Source organism: Algibacter sp., from assembly GCF_029245835.1.
GTDB lineage: Bacteria > Bacteroidota > Bacteroidia > Flavobacteriales > Flavobacteriaceae > Algibacter_B.
On the sequence record NZ_JAQWOO010000025.1, the window covers coordinates 15,510 to 36,835 of the forward strand.

Below are 21,326 nucleotides of genomic sequence, written 5' to 3' on the forward strand. Positions count from 1 at the left end.
TTTTAACTATTCACGAACGTTATCAACACTTTAATTACATTTGCTAAATGACTTTTTTGAAACAGCTTTTCAATTTTTATATAAACACTAGTATTCACGTGGCTTTATCGGTGTATTCTTTAACTTGGATTACACTTATAAATCTAGATTTAAGCTATAATGAAACGGTATTGTATTTTGTGTTTTATGCGTCAATAACCGGATATAATTTTGTGAAGTATTTTGGTGTTGCTAAATTTCGTCACAGACAATTAGCCAATTGGCTTAAATGGATTCAAATACTGTCTTTTATTTGTTTTATTTTAATGTGTTATTATGTAGTTCAATTAAAATTAAATACTCTTTTTTTTATAGTGTGTTTTGCTTTATTAACTGCTTTATATGCTATTCCTTTTCATCCAAAACAGAATAATACTTTAAGGAGTGTTGGTGGATTAAAAGTTTACGTAATTGCTCTAGTATGGGCGGGAGTAACTGTGTTTATACCTTTTATTAATGCAGATTATAATATCAATACAGATGTTGTAATACTCGCTTTTCAGCGTTTTTTATATGTACTTGTGTTAATGATTCCTTTTGAGATAAGAGACTTAAAATTTGATAACGATAAATTATCTACTATTCCACAAAAACTAGGCGTAAAAAAATCAAAAGGACTTGGATTGTTGCTTTTATTAGTTTTTTTCTTACTGGAGTTTTTAAAAGATGAAACGACAATAAACTATATTATTGTGTTGTTTATAATTTCAGTAATAACAGGACTGTTTGTTTTTTTTAGCAGCATTGAACAAAATAAATATTACAGTGCTTTTTGGGTAGAGGGATTGCCAATAGTATGGCTAATTGTATTGCTATATTTTAATTAGAAGCTTTTTTTAAGGCTTTATTGAAGTTTTTTTTCATAGCCTCTTTACACTTTTTATCCAAACATTCTACATCTGATTTTTTTATAGTTTCAGTAAGAGTTGCGTTGTTTTTACTGTATTTTCTGCAAGCTCTACAGTATATCAAATGGATGTTTAATTTTATTTTTTCCCATAGGGTAGCTTCTTTGTATTGTGTTTTATCACAAACATGATTTGCTTTGTCGCAAGAAATCATCATCTTACTCATATTAAAACCAATTTTCTTTTAAGCAATCTGCCATAGCTGTTCTTGCTCTGTGTATGATTACCCAAAGGTTAGACGCCGTAATATTCAATTCATTACAAATTACCTCAGTTTCATAACCAAGAATGGTTTTCATTTTAAAAACTTCAGCTTGCTTGTTAGGTAATTTTTCTAGACAGTTATGTATGGCATCTCCTAATTCACTATTTTCTAAAGTATCTTCGGCAGTTTTATCAAAAGGGTCAGCTACACGTTCTTCTAACCAATCGCCTTCACTTTCACTGTCTTTATAATTAATTCGTACTTCGGCTTTACCTTTATTAGAGTTAATTTTTCTGTAATGGTCAATAATTTTTCGCTTTAAAATCGATATGAGCCATGTGCGCTCACTAGCTTCTCCTTTAAAGTTTTTCATAGATTTTAAACCCGCCAAAAACGTATCTTGAACCAAATCCTGAGCCTTCTCCCTGTCACTAACACGCGAGATGGTGAAGTTAAAGAGGTAATCAGAATAACGGTCAATCCATTTATTAGGATCAATTTGATGATTGGGCATTATCTTAGCAAATTTACTTTGAATTTCAAAAATAGGCTAAAAAAATGGATTTATATAAGTGTAAGTTTATCACATAGTAAAATTTATTTGGGCGCTACCCGAAAAGGGTCGGGCTATCCTTTGCAAGTCCTCGCACCTCCTACGTCGGGCTGTGGGCTTTCCACTACTATCCCTAGCGCAAATATCTGCTAGTAAACATATTTCATTTATCCTTTTTTTATTTAGCACATGTTATTATATAATACCCAAAACTTTTCATGTGCAATCCTGAAATTAACGCATAAAAAGTCCCTTTTAGTTGTATGAACTCTCTCGTTTTAAGGCTTTAGTTTTTAATGTTTTTTTTAGTGTAAACCCAATAATTGCAAAAGGCACATGTAATCCACAAGGCGCTACTTTAAACAAAGCATCTTCAATTTTAATTTTAGAAAAGCCTTGTTACTTCAATTTAGCACCTATGTATTCAATAGTTTCTGGTTTTTGTAATTTCCAATGATTACAAAGTTTCTGCAATCATAATGTTTTCCATAACCAAGATTAAAAGGTTCTTTTTTTTTAAAAAAGTATCAGCAACTACTTGTTTGCCTTTAGTAATTTCTAAACTTTCAATAATTATTGAAAGAATAATAAATTTTTTTTAATTTCTATTGATTTGGTATTCTTGGTTTTATTTAAATTGAAATTAGTTATCATTATTTTTGGAAACTTATATTGTAAAATAATAGAAGTTAGTCTAAGAGCAGTAATTTTGTGTGCAGATAAATAAGAAAATTAGTTTTAGTTTAAAGAGTTTTTTATGAATATAAAAACATTAATATTGATAATAATTAATAGTTTAATCGCATTAGTGGTTGCTGTATTATCTTTTTCTTTCTATAAGCAGTTTTCAAAAGTTTTAAACGATCGTATTTTACTGCAATTGAATTCCATAAAAACACTCAAACAAATTCAAGTTGAAAATTTAATAAAGTCTGAATGGAAGTTGTTTTTAGCTTCAGAATCACAATATCAAAATTTTGATGATACTACATTTATGCTTTCAGAAAGCATCAAAAATCTTGAAGGCGTTTACGATTTTACATCCAATCATGTTAAGAAAGAAACCTCAATAGGTTTTGTTTCTAATTCTGAAAAAGGAACTAAGGTTAAGGTGTTAGACTATAATAAAATAAAGAAAATACTTCTTGAACGCACAGGAATGGGTAATAGTGGGGAATCCTACTTAGTAGGACACGATTACCGAATGCGGTCTCAATCTCGTTTTTTTCCAGATAAAACACCATACACTATGTTGGTTAAAACTGAGGGCGTAACTAATGCGTTGAAAGGAATAAATGGTAGAGGTGCCTTTGCGGATTACAGAGGTATAGATGTATATAGTGTATATAGTCTTATTGAGGTTTCAAACCTTAAGTTGGTTATTCTTTCTGAAATAGATGTAAGTGAGGTTGTAATTCCATTAAAAAACCTAAAGTCTAGGCTCATAGGCTTAACTGTTGCCATATTTCTAGTTGCAGTTATACTATCCCTTTTCCTTACAAGAATTATAACCAACCCTATTAGAAATATGCAAAAAAGCCTTAGGATTATGGCAGAAGGGGATTATAATCAAAGTAATGAATTTATAAAAAATTCTAATGAAATAAAGGAAATGTTTGATGCTCTAGCTAATTTGAAAGCATCTTTACAGGGGGCTGTGAAATTCTCTGATGATATTGGTAAAATGAATTTAAATACCAATTATAAACCAAAAAGTTCTAATGATCTCTTAGGGAAAAGCCTAATAGCCATGAGAGATAAACTTATAGAGTTTAGAAACAACGAAGAAAATAGTAGAATAATCGCAAAACGAATGTTGGTTGACGGTTTGGAAAACGAAAGAAGGCGACTCTCTCGAGAGCTTCATGACGGCGTTGGTCCATATTTAACATCCTTGAAACACTATATTGAAAATAGGGTTGAAAATGAAAAGAAGAAAACAGAAATGAAAAGAATAGTAGATGATACTATCTCTGAAATCAGACTGATGTCAAATGCATTAATGCCTTCTTCAATAGACGATTTTGGTATCGGAGCTACGTTAACAAACTTTGTAGAAAGTTTAAAAAAATCAACAGCAGTAAATGTTGAATATGAAGATTTAACTAAACACGAACAAACTAATATAACAAATCATCAAGGTATTAACCTTTTTAGAATAAGCCAAGAGTTAATAAATAATTCATTAAAACATTCTAAGGCAAAAAATATTAGAATTACGCTATCAGAATTTGATGAATTTATATCACTTTTTTATTTTGATGATGGTATTGGTTTTGATAAAAATAATGTGAAATTAGGTTCGGGAATTATTAATATTAAAGAGCGTGTAGAAATTTGCAATGGTAAAATTGATATAAACTCTACAACTGGAAATACAACTTTTGAAATTGAACTACCTGTAGAATTATGAATAAAATTAAATTAGTAATAGCAGACGATCATGACCTTTTTCGAAAAGGATTATCGGAATTACTTAAAAAGCATGACGATATTAAAATAGTTAAAAGTGTTGCCGATGGTAGTGAATTTATGAAGTTTATAACTAGTGAGTTAGAAGCAGATATTGTCCTTTTAGACATTACTATGCCAAATATGGATGGCTTTCAAGTTTTAAAAGAAATGAAAACTTTAAACTCTAACATAAAGCCTATTGTGATTTCTATGCATAGCGATGGTAACTATATAGCTAAATGCGCTAAAGATGGTGCTTATGGCTACTTATTAAAAAATACAGATGAAGATGAATTAACTCTAGCTATTAGAACCGTACATAGAGGAAAAAAATACTTTAGTGCTGAAATTTCTGAGAAAATGATAAACTTTATGTCAACCCAAAGTGTTAGTGAAAATATTTTATCAAATAAGGAAACAGAAGTTTTAGGATTAATTTCGGAAGGATTAACAATAAAAGAGATTGCTGCTAAACTATTTGTAAGTTCTCGAACTATAGAAACCCACCGTGCAAATATTTTAAAAAAATTAGAAGTAAAAAACACTGCTGAACTCATAAAAAAAGCAGCTAAAATAAATTTGATATAATACATTAAAAATAACTCCATCCGTATAAATACGGATAAAAAATGGGTAGATTCACATAATCCTAAAAACCTATAAACGTGTGTAATTTTGTCATGAACCATAAACATAATAGTCATGAAAAAAGTAGCATTAATTTTAGGATTTTTAGTAGTGTCTTTTGGTGCATTTACGCAAAAGGAAAGTGATTTAAAGAGAAGTGATTTACAAGGACCAGCATATAAAAACTATAAGCCTTGGAAACATAAAACGACACCAACTCTAATATATTCAAATAATAAGAAAGCATCACTTACAGGACCAGCCTATAAAAATTATAAACCGTGGAAAGATACTTCAAAAGTAGAAGCGGTTGTAGTGAATACTAGTGGTCATGAAAGGCAAAAGTTAACAGGACCAGCATACAAAAATTACAAGCCTTGGATAAAAAAGGCAAAATAGGAATGGTTCGATAAGCAACATGTATCTGAAAAATGTAATACTCCAATACATTAGTTCGTGTTGCTTACACTTACTAAATTCAAAAGCATTTGAAATTATATTAATTTCAAATGCTTTTTTTGTAATAATTGAGTCTTCCAATTAAATTTAAAGTGTTCACAAATTTATTTTCACTTAAAACCTCATAACATGACATTTTATAACAAAATAAAGTGGGTTCTTGGAATTTCAATGATTTTTATTTTAATACTTAGCACCAACCTAATTGATAGAAACAGTTTTGTTCGCATGAAAGACTCTGTTGTTACCATATATGAAGATAGAATAATCGCAAACGACTTAATATTTGAAATGTCAAAATCAGTTCATGAAAAGGAAATTGCAGTGGCGCTCTTAGATTCTGTTTTTTTTTTATCAGTCAAATTTAAAAGTTAATGATGATATTCAAAACCTTGTTTTGAGGTTTGAGTCAACTAAATTAACATCTGAAGAAAGTAGAATTTTTGATGAATTAAAAGGGAACATACAATCTCTAATTAATGCAGAAGATATATTTATAGATTCAGATTTCGTCAATAAGAATAAAGTTGTTAAGTATATTTCTAAAATTAAATATAACCTTAGTGGCTTATCTAAAGTTCAACTTAACGAAGGTAGAAAACAAATGTCAATAAGTAAGCAAGCTATTGATACAGTTGAATTATTTACTCAAATAGAGATTTATTTTTTAGTATTTTTAGCCCTAATCATTCAAATTATTGTAATGTATAATCCTAAGTAAAATCTTAGTTTTTTTATAAGTGTTTGCTTTTTTGTAAAACCAAGTATTATTAATTACTTACTGCTACCATAATTAATTTATAATGAAAAAAAATCTTATTGTGTTCTTATTTAATTAGTCCCGCCCGTTTCAACAAAGCCTCAGGCTTAGGTTCTTGTCCTCTAAAACGTTTGTAAAGAACCATTGGGTTTTCAGTTCCGCCTTGGCTCAATACATGATTCTTAAATTTATTAGCTACTGTTTTATTGAAAATGCCTTTTTCTTTAAAATATTCAAAAGCATCAGCATCTAGAACTTCAGCCCATTTATAGCTGTAATAGCCAGAAGAATAACCGCCTTGAAAAATATGAGAAAATGATGTACTCATGCAAGTTTCTTTAGTTTCAGGATATAACGATGTGTTTTTGAACATGTCCGTTTCAAAAGCTTTAACATCTGTTATTGTCTCTGGCGATTCGCCAGCGTGCCAACTCATGTCTAGTAAGCCAAAACTCAATTGACGTAAGGTTTGCATCCCTTCGTGGAAAGTAGCAGATTCTTTTATTTTTTCAACCAAATCCATAGGAATCACTTCCCCAGTTTCATAATGAGTTGCAAACAACTCTAAAGCTTCTTTTTCGAAACACCAGTTTTCCATAACCTGACTTGGCAACTCTACAAAATCCCAAAATACGCTTGTTCCCGATAAACTAGGGTAGGTGGTGTTTGCCAACATACCGTGTAATGCATGTCCGAATTCATGAAACAAGGTCGTAACTTCATTAAAAGTTAGCAGTGAAGGTTTACTTTTTGTGGGTTTCGTGAAGTTGCAAACTATTGAGATGTGTGGTCTGCTATTTTCTCCGTTTTTAATGTATTGCGGTTTGTAAGAGGTCATCCACGCGCCATTACGTTTTCCTGATCTTGGGAAAAAATCCGCATAAAATATAGATACTAGATTGCCTTTGTTATCAGTAACTTTATAAGTTAAAACATCTTCATGGTATTTATCAATCGTATCAATTTCTTCAAAATTTAAATCGAATAACTTATTAGCAATGGTAAACGCACCATTAATAACATTTTCTAATTTGAAATATGGTTTTAACTTTTCATCATCTAAACTGAATAATTTTTGTTTTAATTTTTCAGAATAATACGCACCATCCCATTTTTGAAGCTGATCTATATTATCTAAATCCTTTGCAAATTTTTCAAGGTTTTTAAATTCACGTTCTGCTGCAGGTTTTGCTTTTTTTAGTAAATCATTAGAAAACTTAAGAACCGTTTCGGGTGTTTCTGCCATACGCTCTTCTAAAACAAAATGTGCATGGGTTTTATAACCTAATAAGTTAGCGCGGTCGTGTCTTAATTTTACAATGTCCAATACAATGTCTTGATTATCTAACTCATCACCTTTGAAAGATTTACTGCCTGCCGCAAGAGATATTTTTTTTCGTAACTCACGATTGTCAGCATAAGTCATGAATGGAATATAGCTTGGATAATCTAAAGTTATTAACCAACCTAATTTATCTTTTGATTCAGCAAGTTGTTTAGCGGCTTCAATAGCGCCATCTGGAAGTCCAGATAGGTCTGCTTCATCAGTAATTAGCATTTCGAATTTGTTTGTTTCGGCTAATACGTTTTCGCCAAATTTTAATTTTAGTTTGCTTAATTTTTTATCAATTGCTCTAAGCTGTGTTTTCTTATCTTCTGCTAAATTAGCACCGTTTCTTGAAAAACTTTTATACTTTTTATCTAATAATGTGATTTGTTCTGTAGTTAAATCTAATTCAGATTTAGACTCATAAACAGCTTTAACACGTTTAAATAAATTTTCATTTAAAGTAATATCATTACTAAATTCTGATAATAGTGGTGAAACTTCTTGAGCTATCTTTTGAATATCGGCATTAGTTTCAGCAGAATTTAAATTGAAAAAAATACTAGAAATTCTATCGAGTTGTTCTCCAGAAAAATCTAAAGCTTCGATGGTGTTTTCAAAAGATGGGTTTTCAGGGTTTTCAACAATAGCATCTATCTCCTTTTTGGCCATCTTTATGGCTTCCTTAATTGTTGGTAAATAATCTTTAGTTTGAATTATTCTGAAAGGAGGTGTATTATATTTGGTATTAAATGGGGTTTTTAATGTTTTTTTTATCATTTCTTCAAATAATATGTTAAAGATTAAATTTACTATGTATGCATAGTAAATTTTTATATTTTTGTGCTCGATAATACTAAGAGTGACTAACTCAAGAGAATTATTTGTTAATAGCTGAAAAGCCCTGAATAACTTCGGGGCTTTTTTTATTTTAAATCTTTAGCAGATTCGTTTACTTTAATTTTCAGTCCTTCTTTATAAGCTATAACTTTATCAAGCACACATGTGTCGCTTGTAGCTATAATTTGAGCGGCTAAAATCCCTGCGTTTTTTGCGCCATTTAGAGCAACAGTTGCTACAGGCACGCCTCCTGGCATTTGAAGAATTGATAAAACAGAATCCCAACCATCTATAGAGTTACTGCTTTTTACAGGAACGCCTATTACTGGAAGCGGTGATAAAGACGCAATCATCCCAGGTAAATGAGCCGCACCACCAGCACCAGCAATAATTACAGAAAAACCTCTGGTGTGGGCATTTTTGCCGTAATCAAATAATTTTTCGGGTGTGCGATGTGCTGAAACAATATCTACTTCAACTTCAATATCAAAACCTTTTAAGATGTCTATAGCATCTTGCATTACTGGAAGGTCGCTTTTACTTCCCATTATAACTCCTACTTTACTCATAAAATTTAATTTTCTGTTAGGTCGAGCGCAGTCGAGACCTAAATTCAAAAACATAAATATTTAAAGACCCCTCGATTGCGCTCGCGGAGACATTATTCGCTTATAACTTTAATACTTTTCTTTACTTCTTCAGCAATACGCCTTGCTTCATTTAAATCTTCATTTACGATGGTTACATGCCCCATTTTTCTAAACGGACGCGTTTGTTTTTTACCGTATATATGAGGTGTAACACCATCCATTTTCATAATGTTTTCAATGTTTTCATAAAGGACGTTTCCGGTGTAACCTTCAGCACCAACTAAATTTACCATAACGCCACCAACTTTATTATCCGTTCTGCCTAAAGGTAAATCTAAGATAGCTCTAATGTGTTGTTCAAATTGAGAGGTATAGCTCGCTTCAATAGTTTGATGACCAGAATTATGAGGTCTTGGAGCAACTTCGTTTACTAAAATTTCATCTTCTTTTGTTTGAAACATTTCAACTGCTAATAAACCAACATGATTAAATGCTTTAGATACCTTCAATGCAACTTCCTCAGCTTTTTTTGCGACATCATCAGAAATTCTAGCAGGACAAATTACATATTCTACTTGGTTCGCTTCAGGATGAAATTCCATTTCTACAACAGGATACGTTTTTGTTTCACCAGATACGCTTCTTGCCACAATAACAGCTAATTCATTTTTAAAAGGAATTAAATCTTCAGCAATACATTCACCTGCTGGTAAGCCTTCTAAGTCTGATAGTTTTCTAACCACTTTTACACCATTACCATCATAACCAAATTGTGCAGCTTTCCAAACAAATGGAAATTCTAAACCACCATTACCAATAGCGTCTTCAATCTCTGATAAATAAGCAAATCGAGTAAAATCAGAGGTGGGAATATTGTTATCACGATAAAACAATTTTTGTTTCGCTTTATTTTGAATTCTTCGTAGTGTTTTGGAAGCAGGATATACTTTGACACCTTCTTTTTCAAGAGCTTCTAAAGCATCAACATTAACGTTTTCAATTTCAATTGTTAACACATCAACGTGTTTCCCAAAATTGTAAACGGCATCAAAATCCATTAAGTCTCCTAAATGAAATTCATTGCTCGCTATTTTACAAGGTGCTTCATCACTAGCATCTAAAACCGAAGTATAGATGTCAAACTTTCTAGTATTATAAAGTAGCATTTTACCTAATTGACCACCACCAAGAATACCAAGTTTAAAATTTGAAGAAAAATAGTTTGTCATGTTTTTAATGCTGATAATTTATTTAAGTTAAGCAAAAATACACTTAAATCTTAAAATAGTTCCTAAATCGCAAATCAAAAAATGGGTATTACTTAATCTATTGATTATCTTTGCTCTTTTAATTTTTATTACCTGTGATAAAGCTACACGACAAATATTTTAAACCCTTTATTTCTGCTAAAGAAATCGATAGAGCCCTGCAGCGTTTAGTTGATGAAATAGCTGAAGATGTTGGTGATGAAATCCCTGTATTTGTAGGTATCCTAAATGGATCGTTTATGCTAACCAGCGACTTTGTAAAAAAGTACCCAAATACCTGTGAAGTCACTTTTATAAAATTAGCTTCTTATGAAGGTGTTAAGTCTTCTGAAGATATTCAAAGATTAATTGGATTGACCCAAGATTTAACTGATAGAACAGTAATTATTTTAGAAGATATTATTGATACAGGAAATACACTACATGAAGTTTACAGGATTTTTAAAAATGAAAAGGTTAAATCATTAAAAATTGCGACACTTTTTTACAAACCTGAAGCTTATAAAAAAGACTTTAAATTACATTATGTTGGTATTGAAATTCCTGATAAATTCATAGTGGGTTACGGCTTAGATTATGATGGATTAGGAAGGAATTTACCAGAAGTATATCAGATAAAAGAAACACAACACATGACAAACTTAGTGCTATTTGGCCCTCCGGGAGCAGGAAAAGGAACGCAAGCAGAATTCTTAAAAGAGAAATATAATTTAGTACATATTTCTACTGGCGATGTTTTTAGATACAATATGAAAAACGAAACAGCTTTAGGCATGTTGGCAAAGTCTTACATAGAAAAAGGCGGATTGGTTCCAGATCAAGTCACTATTGATATGCTTAATGCAGAAGTCGAAAAGAATGCCGACGCAAATGGATTCATTTTTGATGGTTTTCCGCGTACCAATGCTCAAGCAGACGCTTTAGACAAATTGATGGATAGTAAAGATTCTCAAATTAATGCAATGATTGCTTTGGAAGTTGATGATGAAGTTTTGGTAAATCGCTTACTTGAAAGAGGAAAAACTAGCGGAAGAAAAGATGATGCTGATGAAACTGTAATTAGAAACAGAATTAAAGTATACTACGACGAAACAGCCATATTAAAAGACTTTTACGCAGGCCAAGATAAATATTTTGGAGTGGATGGCGTTGGTAGTATTGAAAATATAACAGTGCGTTTGAGTAGTGTGATTGATAATCTTTAAGATCTCTAAGTTGATGTGTTTATTCGTTTGGTTGTTTAAAAAGCAATGCAACTAAACAACTCAACAAAAAACAAATAAACAAAAAAATGACTGAGGGAAATTTTGTAGACTACGTAAAAATGTATGTGTGCTCTGGAAACGGAGGCAAAGGTTCTGTGCATTTACATCGTGAAAAGTATATTACTAAAGGTGGTCCTGATGGTGGTGATGGTGGTCGAGGTGGTCATGTTATTGTTAGAGGAAAATCCAATCTTTGGACCTTACTTCATTTAAAGTTTAAAAAACATTCAAGAGCAGGTCATGGAGAACATGGAAGTAGCGGAAGAAGTTTTGGAGCAGATGGTGAAGATGTATATATTGATGTACCATTAGGAACTGTTATAAGAGACACCGAAACTAACGAAATCCTTTTTGAAATTACCGAAGATGGCGAAGAAAAAATCCTTGCCGAAGGCGGAAAAGGCGGTTTAGGAAACTGGCATTTTAAAAGCTCAACCAACCAAACGCCGCGTTACGCACAACCAGGGATTCCCATGGAAGAAAAGTACGTAACTATGGAGTTAAAAGTACTTGCTGATGTTGGTTTGGTAGGTTTTCCTAATGCAGGTAAATCAACGCTATTATCGGTTGTTACTTCAGCAAAACCAAAAATTGCCGATTACGAGTTTACTACCCTTAAACCAAATTTAGGCATTGTAAAATACCGCGATTTTCAAACTTTTGTTATGGCAGATATTCCTGGAATAATTGAAGGTGCTGCCGAAGGTAAAGGGCTAGGGCATTACTTTTTACGCCATATCGAACGAAATTCTATTCTATTATTTTTAATTCCGGCAGACGCTAAGGATATCAAAAAGCAATATGATATTTTGCTGGATGAACTCCGAAGATATAACCCAGAAATGCTAGATAAAGAACGTATCATAGCCATTTCTAAATGCGATATGCTTGATGATGAGCTTCAAGCAGAAATGAAAACTGAGCTAGATAACGAACTTCCTATTCCATACTTATTCATTTCATCTGTAGCTCAAAAAGGCATCACAGAACTCAAGGATGTGTTGTGGAAAATGCTCAATAATTAGGGCGTTACCCAAGGGTCGGGCTTTTATTCATGGTTTTCTTTTTAATATTACTTAGTAATATTAAAAAGAGTAGGGCGTCACTAGCATAGTATTTCATATTTTATTTTTTGATTAAGATAAATATCGGGATACTCCCTTTAAGTTCAAAGTATTTTAACCTTAAACATATATTACTTGGAATAATTTTTGATTAAATTTATATAAAATTAAAGCAATGCGATTTCTAAAAGCCACCATGCTAACCTTATTTATTATATCATGTGCACCCATTCGTGTAAATTATGATTATGATAAAACCACAAACTTTAAAACTTATAAAACATATCAATATTACGCAGATATGGAAACGGGTTTAAACGAATTAGATACCAAACGTTTATTAAATGCTATTGATGCTAAAATGGAAGCTAAAGGATTTGGCATTTCAGAAAATCCAGATTTTTTCATCGATATTAAAAGTGAAGAATATCAAGCTGCACAACGACAGGCCGTAGGTGTTGGAGTAGGCGGCAGTGGGCGCAATGTAGGTGGAGGAATTTCAATAGGATTACCAATAGGTCAAGCCAATATAAACCGACAAATAACAATCGATTTTGTAGACGAAAACAAAAAACAACTCTTTTGGCAAGCCATTAGCGAATCTAGTTTTAACCCAAAAGCGACTCCAGAAAAAAGAGAAGCGCGTTTAAATGCTATTGTTGAAAAGGTGATATCAGGCTTTCCGCCAGAACAGTAATTTAATTCTTAACCAATCTTTTACTAGCAATTAATACATTCCCAGAATAGAAGTTAGTAACATAAACACCCTGGCTTAAATTGCCAATATCTACTTGCGTATTTTCATAACTAGAAAGATTAGCAGATTTTACTTTTTTACCATCCAAACTAATAATGTCAACTTTCAAGTTAGAAGATGTACTGCTTTCAAATTTTAGATTTAAAATACTATATGTTGGATTTGGGTACAATGAAATATTGAAATTATTCATTTTACTTTCAATATCATCTACTCCAAGCGAAGAATAATTTATGGTCCAAGTTACGGTGTATACATGTAAGCTGTCATGATTATCTACTCTTAGAAATGGCGAGTTATCGTGCACAACTGCTGTTAATGTATTGGTGCTTTCAGCTAAATCGGTTTCAAGAATCGATACATCATCAACATTATCAGCATAACTTACAGCATTAAGTATCCATTCACTTTCTAAAGTATTTGGGTCTGGTTTTATCAAATTAAGTTGGAAATCTAAAGGAAATGTTAGATTATCAACTGTATTGTTATTTGGTGTATAAGCATCAATTGGAGACGCTAAACTGTGTATCTTTTCAATAATTCCTTCTTTGCAAACCGAGCAAAATGGGTTGTTTAACACTTCCATTTTACAACTGGTATTTGGTTTATACCAGTCTGAACAATTACCAGAACTACAGGTGTGCTGGTAAACACCAACATTATCTGTTCCTATCCAATTATTCCACCTAGGATTATTAATATTGTTTACATGTGTCATGTTAACGGCTTCGGCTGCCAATAAATCGCCTGGGTAATATTCATCTTTTAAGTCAAATAATGAATGTCCTAATTCATGTATTGCTAATTCGTCAGAACTTATACCAGTTGAAGCCATAGGGAATGTGCCACCGCTACCACCATAGTAAGGTGAATTAACTAAAATTAGAGCTTGATCGTAAGTGGGGAAATTATCTGCTAAAACGTTAATAATTTTTGCCTCTGTATTATTGGCATAATTACCATCAACTTCGTAAAAAAGCAGAAAATGATTTCCGAAAGAATCAAAAGTGGCATTAAAAAAAGTATCTACATTTGTTGTTGGTACAGGCCAATTGGTTTCGAAATAGGTGCTTCCTGTTCCTGGGTGGTCTGCACCACTTTCATTAGATGGTACTTTTATCGCGTATACATTAAAATAGTCAGCATATTCTTTTAGTGGACTCTTGCTAAACATGCTATTTGAAAAGTTAGTAGCATCCGTAATAAATTTATCCAATTCATTAACAGTATAACCATCTCCCATAATGACTAAGCTAATGCGTTTATCATTATCACCAGTCACTTTAATAGGTTCCACATCGAAAACCTGAGCATGGAGAAATAAGAGGTTACAAGTAAAAAGTAAGAAGCATAAAAAAGATTTCATACTAGTTAATTTGGGTTTTAATGAGGGGGTCATTTTCAGCAAAGTTACTAATTGTTATGTATTTAGTGTTGCTTTTTAGCTGTAACCTTATGGAAAACTGCGTTTTGTCGGTTTTTATGGTTTCTGTTTTAAAATTTTTAGAATCATCAACATATTCTATTGATTTAACTAATGGATTCTTAATAAGTATCTGATTTAGCATTTTAGATTTCTTATCTAATTCAGTAAAAATTAAATCTCCAATTACACCGTTTTCAATAGACTCAAATTTTATCTGTTTTAATTTACCGTCAACTATTTTTTTATTTATAAACTGAATAGTTCTCTTCCCATTTAAAGTTTTTTCAATATTATAATTTAGAAAAAGAACTTTAGGGGTGCCTACAATTTCTGATTGATTTTCAAATACTGATTTGCTGTTTTTACATCCAGAAAAAAAGGAAAGGCAAACTATTAAAAGTAGAACGGTTTTATATGTTGTTGAACACTTCAATACAATGAAATAAAAAATTTGGGATTTAAAGTTCTGTAAAGTTACGCATAAAAAAGAGGTTGTAAAAACCTCTTTTTTTATGCTAACTATTATTCAATAGTTATTCTTGAGCCCTCACTATGACTGCTAAATTCTGGTGCATACATACTTTGAATGGTGGTAACGCCATTGCTCATATTACCAGCATTGTTTACTCTTAAATCGTACTCAAATACATAAACGCCTTTTGGTAAATAATCAAAAAAGAAGTTGGTTGAAGCATCTTTTGTACTTTCATAATAGCCTAAACCATCTTGCCATTTATATTGACTCAATACGTTTACAGGTTCTAAACCTGAAGCACGCATATCTTTCATGTGCAAAAATTCCATGTTTCTGTCGCTTCGTAATTCAATTCTAACGCGAACCAAATCACCAATTTTTAATTTTGTATCAGAATTAATTTCTGATATTTCTTCACCCGTGTCTGTATTGGTTTTAAGGAATAGTTTTTTCTTAAGTTTAAGAGGTGTTTCAGCTGAAGTTATCTTATCTAAATCTTCAAAATATTGCCAGTTTAAACTTCCCCATGCAATACCTTTTCCTTTCTTAGTAATTTTTACTTCGCCCATTTCTGGTTTAATTTCAGACGTATTCCAAGCCGTTTTATAATAGCCTGTTCCAGCTTCAATTTTTACATTTTCTAATTTAGAAGGCGCTATCTGTTGTCCGCCTATAACCATATCAGCCATGTCAGTTACAGATAACCAATCACTTCCTTGAAGAAGTAATGCATAAACAGCATCGGTAGTTGCTTTAGTTGTTTTCCATCGGTTGGTCTGCTTGTTTTTAAGCAACCAGATTTTTAGATTATCTATAGTTTCAAGATTCTTCGCTTCGCTCTGAATGACAAGTCCTGTTTCTGAAAACACTTCAATTAACAAGGCTTGAGTTTCAATTGGTGCCTGATGCCAGTACCAAGAATTTGTGTTGGATTTCCAATACATGCCTAATTCTTCGGAAGTGATACTCGTTTCTTTTAAAGATTTTAAAATCTTAAATGCAGACTTAGCATCATCATTTCTATGCGAAATTAAAGCCATTAATCCTTTTGAATATAGGGAGCGTTTTGACCAATATTTTCGGATTTGAGATTGATAATATTCACTAATAGTTGCAACCTCTTTTGATTTTTTAACCTCTGTAAAAAAGCTTCGTATGTATAAATAATGCAACTGCGTATAGCTTAAATGATCTTTATCTAAATCAATTTTTGCATTATACTTTCTGATGTCTTTGTATTCTTTTACAAATTCATCATCCAAATAATTAATAGCGTTTTGAATCATTTGAGAGTTTGAATCCGTATCAACTTTAAGTTGTTTTAAATGTCCGAAACCAGAAATAATATGTTGTGTGATGTATCTGTTTTCATAACCCCCATTAAACCAAGCCCATGCTCCAGAAGGCATTTGATTTGCTTTTAATTTGTTGATAGCGGATTGTAATTCATTATTCATCTTGTTTAAATCGAATAATAATGCGACGCGTTTTTTCTGTTCGGTTTCGCTTTGCGCATCACGTAACCAAGGCGTTTCTTGAATTAAAATGGATTTAAGCGCTTCATTTTTCTCTAAGTTAGAAAGTAAGGCATCTGTATTTCTCCATTGATTGAAAACGTCCTGAATTCTAGGATTTGAATTGGCAATATGGCTAGCCAAAGCATTAGCATAATACCTTGAAAAAGTCTGCTCATTACAGTCGTAAGGATATTCCATTAAATAGGGTAGTACCTGAACTGCATACCACGCAGGATTGGAAGTCATCTCTAAAGTCAATTTATGATTTTTGAGTGTCGTTGAGGTATTCGTTGTCAACTTATCCAAAGTGAATGTTTTAGTTTGATTACTTCTAACCCACATAGGCAAGGTTTCGGTAACCAACATACGGTTGCTTAAAACAGGCAGTGCGTTTTGCTCACCATCGCTGAACTCGCCGGATTTTGCAATAACTTTATATTGAACGGCTTGTACATTGTCAGGAATGCTTAAAGACCAAGAAACTTGCGTATTGCCTTTGGCATCAACACTAAAAGAAGAACTTCCATCTAGCTTCCCCGAAGGGTAAGAACTGAGTAAGTTTGCGGTAATATCATTGCCTGAAATAGCATTTTTTAAAATTAAAACCGCTTGCCCATAAAGTGTTTTATCAGTAAGATTAGCAATTTTAGTACTAATTATAATGTTATCACCTTCGCGTAAAAAACGAGGCGTATTTGGAATCACCATCAGCTCTTTTTGAGTAACCGTAGTTAATGTTTCAGTAGCATTTTCTAAAGTTTTTGTATGCGCTAATAATTGTAATTTCCATTGTGTTAAAGCTTCAGGGGTTGTAAAACTAAAACTCACGTTACCCGTTTCATCTGTTTTTAATTTTGGAAAGAAAAATGCAGTTTCTTGGAAGTTTTTGCGAATTTTGATATTGTCAAAATTTAGTTTTCCTTCTGTATCATCCAAATTACCTTCCTCTAGGTTTTTTTCAGCAATTACTGAAGTTACTGCACCAGTTAAATAACTTTTCTTTTGAGTACCATATCCAACAACTACAACTTCGTCTAATTCCATTTCGTTTTCCACAATTTCAATACTTTCTGGTGCAGCTTGAAGACCAGCAACTCTTCCGCTAAGTACTTCTGAAAGACTAGAAACACCTCTAATTCTTAAATTATAATTATTCCCAAAACTAAATCCAAACCAATTCAATTGGTCATAAGTTTGATTTAAATAATTAGCACGAAATTTATCTTGATATACTCTAAAGTTTTGTGTTCCAAAGCTCTTGTTTGCTCGTTTATTACTTTGTGCAAAATAAACAGGATTTTGAATAGGATTAAAATTCCAAGTATGCGATTTAAATTGATCTAAAGACGCATCATACATACTTGCTAGTAATTCAGCACTTACTTTTTCGCCATAGGGCCCTTTAATTTTAAATTGCCAAGTTTCATCAGTTCCTGGTTGTAGTTTATCTCTAAACGTAAGTGTTTCAATTTCTAAATTCGTTTTAGGATAAGGTACAGAAATAGCTTGAGAACCGGATTTGTAGCTGTTAAAAGCTGCAAAACTATAATGCACAACAAAACCGCCTAAATCAGCTTCTGAAACAGGAACTGATATTGTTTTTTTATTTGCATTTAGCGTAACAATTTCTGTTTTGATTATTTTTTTATCCTTTTCAATTACAACTGTAACCGAAACATTATTTGCAGCAGAACCAAAAGTTACATGCGCCATATCACCAATATTATAAGACGATTTATCAGTAGAAATAGTAAACAATTGATTATCAGCAGGAGTTTTATCTTCATTACTGAATAATGTCGTTTTAATTTCATCTTTTACTAATTGACCAAATTTGTCTTTACTTTCTAAAGTAATAAGATATTGACCCGATTGCCATTTTTTGGTTTTACCAAGATTGAGTTTTGTTGAAATTCCGGTATTGAAAGAGGATATAAAAACAAGCTTTCCTTTTTTCCAATTATTAGGGTTTTGTTCATTGTCATAGGGGTCATGGGGAAACAGTTTCTTAAAATCTTGCTCAGAAAAATATTGATAATCTGGAGCAGCCCAAGGGCGCTGTCTAAATACGGAATTTGGTGCTTGTAATTTGTAAATTTTAATAGTCCCTTTTGCAGAAACAAACTCGCCATTTAAGTTTTTAGTGTCAATAGTAATAGCGTGGTCTTTTTTTGTTTTGTTTAAAATGGCATCAATACTCATATTAGCAATTAAAGCGTGATAGCCAACATTAATGATGGTTGTTGCGCTTCGAGTTTCACCATTTAAATCGGTAACATCTGCGGTAATTTCATAATTAAAAATAGGTAAACTACGTTTATCTACACTTTGATCTGGAATGGCTTTAAACGTGATGTTAAATTCGCCTTTAGCACTAGTTGTTGCTTCCCCATGAGTGATTTCTTGAGGCGCGCTATTTACCCAAGGGCGATACCAAAAATACCAACGCGGATATTGTACCTTTCTTTGGACGCGATAAACCACTTTAGCATCAGTTACATTACTACCAGTATAAGCTAAAGCATGCCCTTTTACGGTAACAGAATCATTAATTTTAAAGGTTTCGGTAACAGGTTTAAATTTTGTTTCAAACTTTGGGCGTTTGTATTCTTCAACAGAGAAATAATGTTCAGTATAAAAATCTTTTTCATCGCCATCAAAATCAATGAAATATTGCCCGTTTAATCCATTATTTGGCAAGATAAACGCACCTGAAATCGATCCAAATTCATTGGTTTTAAATTCAAGCCCTTTAACTTCTTCACCATTTGCGTTATATAAAATCGCATATACTTTTTCATTTTCTAAAACTTCAGACTTTCCGTCTTGGGTTTTCATTGCAATGCCTTTAAAGTAAACCGTTTGGCCTGGTCTGTAAATACTTCTATCAGTAAATAAAAATGATTTATAACTAACTTTTTCTTCTGGTTGATTGTAGGATTGACTAATATAAAAGTTGCCAAAATAAGCTAGGTTATTACTACTTTTTACTTTTAGATTAACATTTCTATGCCAATTTTTGTTTTTTTCAATTTTAATCTCGCCAAAACTATTGGTGGTGTAGTTTTTAGTTGAAGCCCTTTTGTCATTTCTTAGATAATAAGATAATTCTACACGAGCATTAGCAATGGGCGAACCATTATTTCTATCAATAATTTGAAATATTTTAGAGTTAGTCGATTCTGTTTCTATTAAAGCTAAATTAGTAACTTGAATATTAGCAAAAGCAAAGGTTTCTTTGTCTATATCTAGAAAAGCGACAACTAAATATCTGCCATTATTAAGTTTAGGAATTAAAATTTCAGTGGTATGGGTTTGGTAATCATTTTCATTTTTTAAGCTGTTATCCCAAGTTTTGTAGGTGTCAAGAGTTTTTATAAAATCTAGTTGTTCATCTTTTCTGTATGTCTTTATAAACTTCTCATATTGCTTTTCTGAGATTTTATAAGCATTAAATTTTAACGCATTTAGATTTTTATATCGTAATAATAATCGAGCATGTTGCTGAATAGGCAAAAAGTCTTCGGTGGTAATTTGTAGCGAAACTTGCTCAATTTGAGATTTTAAAATTGCACAATTCTCTGCGCCTTTACTTTTTGGAAATTTTGAAATAACTTGATTACACAATTCTAAAGCTTCTTTAGCTTTCCAACGCTGTTCTATGTTGTTCTTTGGTTGGTAAGATTGACTTTGGAGATAGTAAATAGAAGCGATTTCAAAATCGTATAATCCTGAAATTTCATTTGTCTTAAATTTGGCGCTTTCAGTTGTAAAAGCATTTAATAGAATAGCTTGTTTATCTGTAAATGTAGCATGCTGATTTACAAATTTTAAGCGCTCAATATTTACGTCTGCCAATGCGTAAGGTGATTCATCTTTCAAATGAAAGCGAATCAATTCTTTGTAAATGTTTAAAGCATTAAGTTGTAATGATGTAGTGTCTTTAGATACAATATTTAAGGTTGAAAACGTTTCAGCATCAGCTAAAAAATCAGGATTATTAATCTCAAACTTATAAGCCGGTTTAGTAATTTGCGTTTCTTTAGTTTTATAAAATTCTAAAGCATTATGGCTTAAAAAATCGAATAGAGTAGGTCTGTAAATTTTAGAACTTTTTTGTTCATTTAATAAAGCACTATATTTTTTTAAAGCCTCCTGTTGAAGCATCAATCCATTCTCTAAAGACTTTTTATAATGTGCATGAGTTTCATCAAAAAGCGTTTGTAAATCCCAGGTTCTAAAATCTTCAGCATCAACTTTTTTATCAGTTTTGGTGCGTTTATAAAATTGATATCTGTTTTGGTTAAAATATTGCCAATATAAATTAGCTAATATGTTTTCTAGAATATTTTTTGTTGGAAATGTACTAGTAGTAATCTGATTTTTAAAATCATTAAGAATATGCAACTGTGCATCTTCTTCCAAAATCAAAGCATATTTACTTTTAAAAATCATGGTTTTTATAAGTTGGGGTTGGTTCTCATCCTTATTCGCTTGTTTTTGAATATCCTTAACCACTTTCAAGGCAGATTTTGGCAATCCATCAACCTCAAATTTCTCAACTTTAGACCATAATTCTTGATAATTAGAATTTTGTGCTTGAGAAAAAGTTGAAAATAGTATAATCATAAATAAAAATAGTGAACGCTTCATGTGTTTAATTTTATATCTAAAATATATTCAAAAGCCGTTCCAAAAAACAATAAATTAGTAAATGGTGGCTTTTTTTGAGTGAATTTAATCATTTTAATGGTAAAATATCTGTCATCAATACTACTAAAATGATAAATTC

17 protein-coding genes are annotated in these 21,326 nt (G+C 31.7%); 9 read left to right on the plus strand and 8 right to left on the minus strand.

The annotated features are described in order from the left end of the window. Positions 1-98: 98 nt before the first annotated feature. Positions 99-866 (plus strand): hypothetical protein, encoded by a 768-nt coding sequence (locus tag P8K68_RS03190; protein ID WP_300248159.1) that lies wholly within the window; start codon positions 99-101, stop codon positions 864-866. Here the strand turns inward: P8K68_RS03190 and P8K68_RS03195 are convergent. Both P8K68_RS03195 and P8K68_RS03200 read right to left on the minus strand, forming a co-directional pair. Then, positions 859-1,113 carry a hypothetical protein gene (locus tag P8K68_RS03195; protein ID WP_300248160.1) on the minus strand — a complete coding sequence of 85 codons (255 nt, stop codon included), beginning with the start codon at positions 1,111-1,113 and terminating at the stop codon, positions 859-861. The genes P8K68_RS03190 and P8K68_RS03195 overlap by 8 nt on opposite strands. Before the next feature lies 1 nt (position 1,114). Then, entirely contained in the window at positions 1,115-1,666 is a 552-nt protein-coding gene (locus P8K68_RS03200) for a sigma-70 family RNA polymerase sigma factor (RefSeq protein ID WP_300248162.1), read from the minus strand. A gap of 796 nt (positions 1,667-2,462) precedes the next feature. Between P8K68_RS03200 and P8K68_RS03205 the strand changes: the two genes are divergently transcribed. The 5 genes from P8K68_RS03205 (at position 2,463) to P8K68_RS03225 (ending at position 5,966) form a co-directional block, all read left to right on the plus strand. Beyond that, the gene (locus P8K68_RS03205; protein ID WP_300248164.1) at positions 2,463-4,118 is read left to right on the plus strand and encodes an ATP-binding protein; all 1,656 of its coding nucleotides are present in this window, start codon (positions 2,463-2,465) and stop codon (positions 4,116-4,118) included. Further along, positions 4,115-4,747: a response regulator transcription factor gene (locus P8K68_RS03210; protein ID WP_300248167.1), complete on the plus strand. Its 633-nt coding sequence runs from the start codon at positions 4,115-4,117 to the stop codon at positions 4,745-4,747. Before P8K68_RS03205 ends, P8K68_RS03210 begins: the two co-directional genes overlap by 4 nt. 114 nt (positions 4,748-4,861) lie before the next feature. Then, a complete protein-coding gene (locus tag P8K68_RS03215; protein WP_300248169.1) occupies positions 4,862-5,185 on the plus strand; it encodes a hypothetical protein in 324 nt (107 codons plus the stop codon). Between the two features lie 189 nt (positions 5,186-5,374). Beyond that, entirely contained in the window at positions 5,375-5,620 is a 246-nt protein-coding gene (locus P8K68_RS03220; RefSeq protein ID WP_300248171.1) for a hypothetical protein, read from the plus strand. A gap of 22 nt (positions 5,621-5,642) precedes the next feature. Beyond that, positions 5,643-5,966 (plus strand): hypothetical protein, encoded by a 324-nt coding sequence (locus tag P8K68_RS03225; RefSeq protein WP_300248173.1) that lies wholly within the window; start codon positions 5,643-5,645, stop codon positions 5,964-5,966. 106 nt (positions 5,967-6,072) lie between these two features. Here P8K68_RS03225 and P8K68_RS03230 read toward each other — a convergent pair whose 3' ends face one another. The 3 genes from P8K68_RS03230 to P8K68_RS03240 form a co-directional block, all read right to left on the minus strand. Then, positions 6,073-8,112: a M3 family metallopeptidase gene (locus tag P8K68_RS03230; RefSeq protein ID WP_300248176.1), complete on the minus strand. Its 2,040-nt coding sequence runs from the start codon at positions 8,110-8,112 to the stop codon at positions 6,073-6,075. Between the two features lie 146 nt (positions 8,113-8,258). Further along, positions 8,259-8,741: a 5-(carboxyamino)imidazole ribonucleotide mutase gene (gene purE, locus P8K68_RS03235; RefSeq protein WP_300248178.1), complete on the minus strand. Its 483-nt coding sequence runs from the start codon at positions 8,739-8,741 to the stop codon at positions 8,259-8,261. A 92-nt stretch (positions 8,742-8,833) separates the two neighbouring features. Beyond that, positions 8,834-9,991, minus strand: coding sequence for a 5-(carboxyamino)imidazole ribonucleotide synthase (locus P8K68_RS03240; RefSeq protein WP_300248180.1), 1,158 nt, complete (start codon positions 9,989-9,991; stop codon positions 8,834-8,836). A gap of 134 nt (positions 9,992-10,125) precedes the next feature. Between P8K68_RS03240 and P8K68_RS03245 the strand changes: the two genes are divergently transcribed. The 3 genes from P8K68_RS03245 to P8K68_RS03255 all read left to right on the plus strand — a co-directional run bounded on the left by P8K68_RS03245 (position 10,126) and on the right by P8K68_RS03255 (position 13,056). Then, a complete protein-coding gene (locus P8K68_RS03245) occupies positions 10,126-11,235 on the plus strand; it encodes an adenylate kinase (protein WP_300248182.1) in 1,110 nt (369 codons plus the stop codon). A gap of 86 nt (positions 11,236-11,321) precedes the next feature. Beyond that, on the plus strand, positions 11,322-12,320 hold the full coding sequence (obgE, locus tag P8K68_RS03250) for a GTPase ObgE (protein WP_300248184.1): 999 nt from the start codon (positions 11,322-11,324) through the stop codon (positions 12,318-12,320). A 214-nt stretch (positions 12,321-12,534) separates the two neighbouring features. After that, positions 12,535-13,056 carry a DUF4136 domain-containing protein gene (locus P8K68_RS03255; protein ID WP_300248186.1) on the plus strand — a complete coding sequence of 174 codons (522 nt, stop codon included), beginning with the start codon at positions 12,535-12,537 and terminating at the stop codon, positions 13,054-13,056. Position 13,057: 1 nt separating this feature from the next. Here P8K68_RS03255 and P8K68_RS03260 read toward each other — a convergent pair whose 3' ends face one another. The 3 genes from P8K68_RS03260 to P8K68_RS03270 all read right to left on the minus strand — a co-directional run bounded on the left by P8K68_RS03260 (position 13,058) and on the right by P8K68_RS03270 (position 21,187). Further along, positions 13,058-14,482, minus strand: coding sequence for a M64 family metallopeptidase (locus P8K68_RS03260; protein WP_300248188.1), 1,425 nt, complete (start codon positions 14,480-14,482; stop codon positions 13,058-13,060). A 1-nt stretch (position 14,483) separates the two neighbouring features. Then, positions 14,484-14,975: a hypothetical protein gene (locus P8K68_RS03265; RefSeq protein WP_300248189.1), complete on the minus strand. Its 492-nt coding sequence runs from the start codon at positions 14,973-14,975 to the stop codon at positions 14,484-14,486. An 89-nt stretch (positions 14,976-15,064) separates the two neighbouring features. Next, a complete protein-coding gene (locus P8K68_RS03270) occupies positions 15,065-21,187 on the minus strand; it encodes an MG2 domain-containing protein (protein WP_300248191.1) in 6,123 nt (2,040 codons plus the stop codon). Positions 21,188-21,326 lie beyond the last annotated feature (139 nt).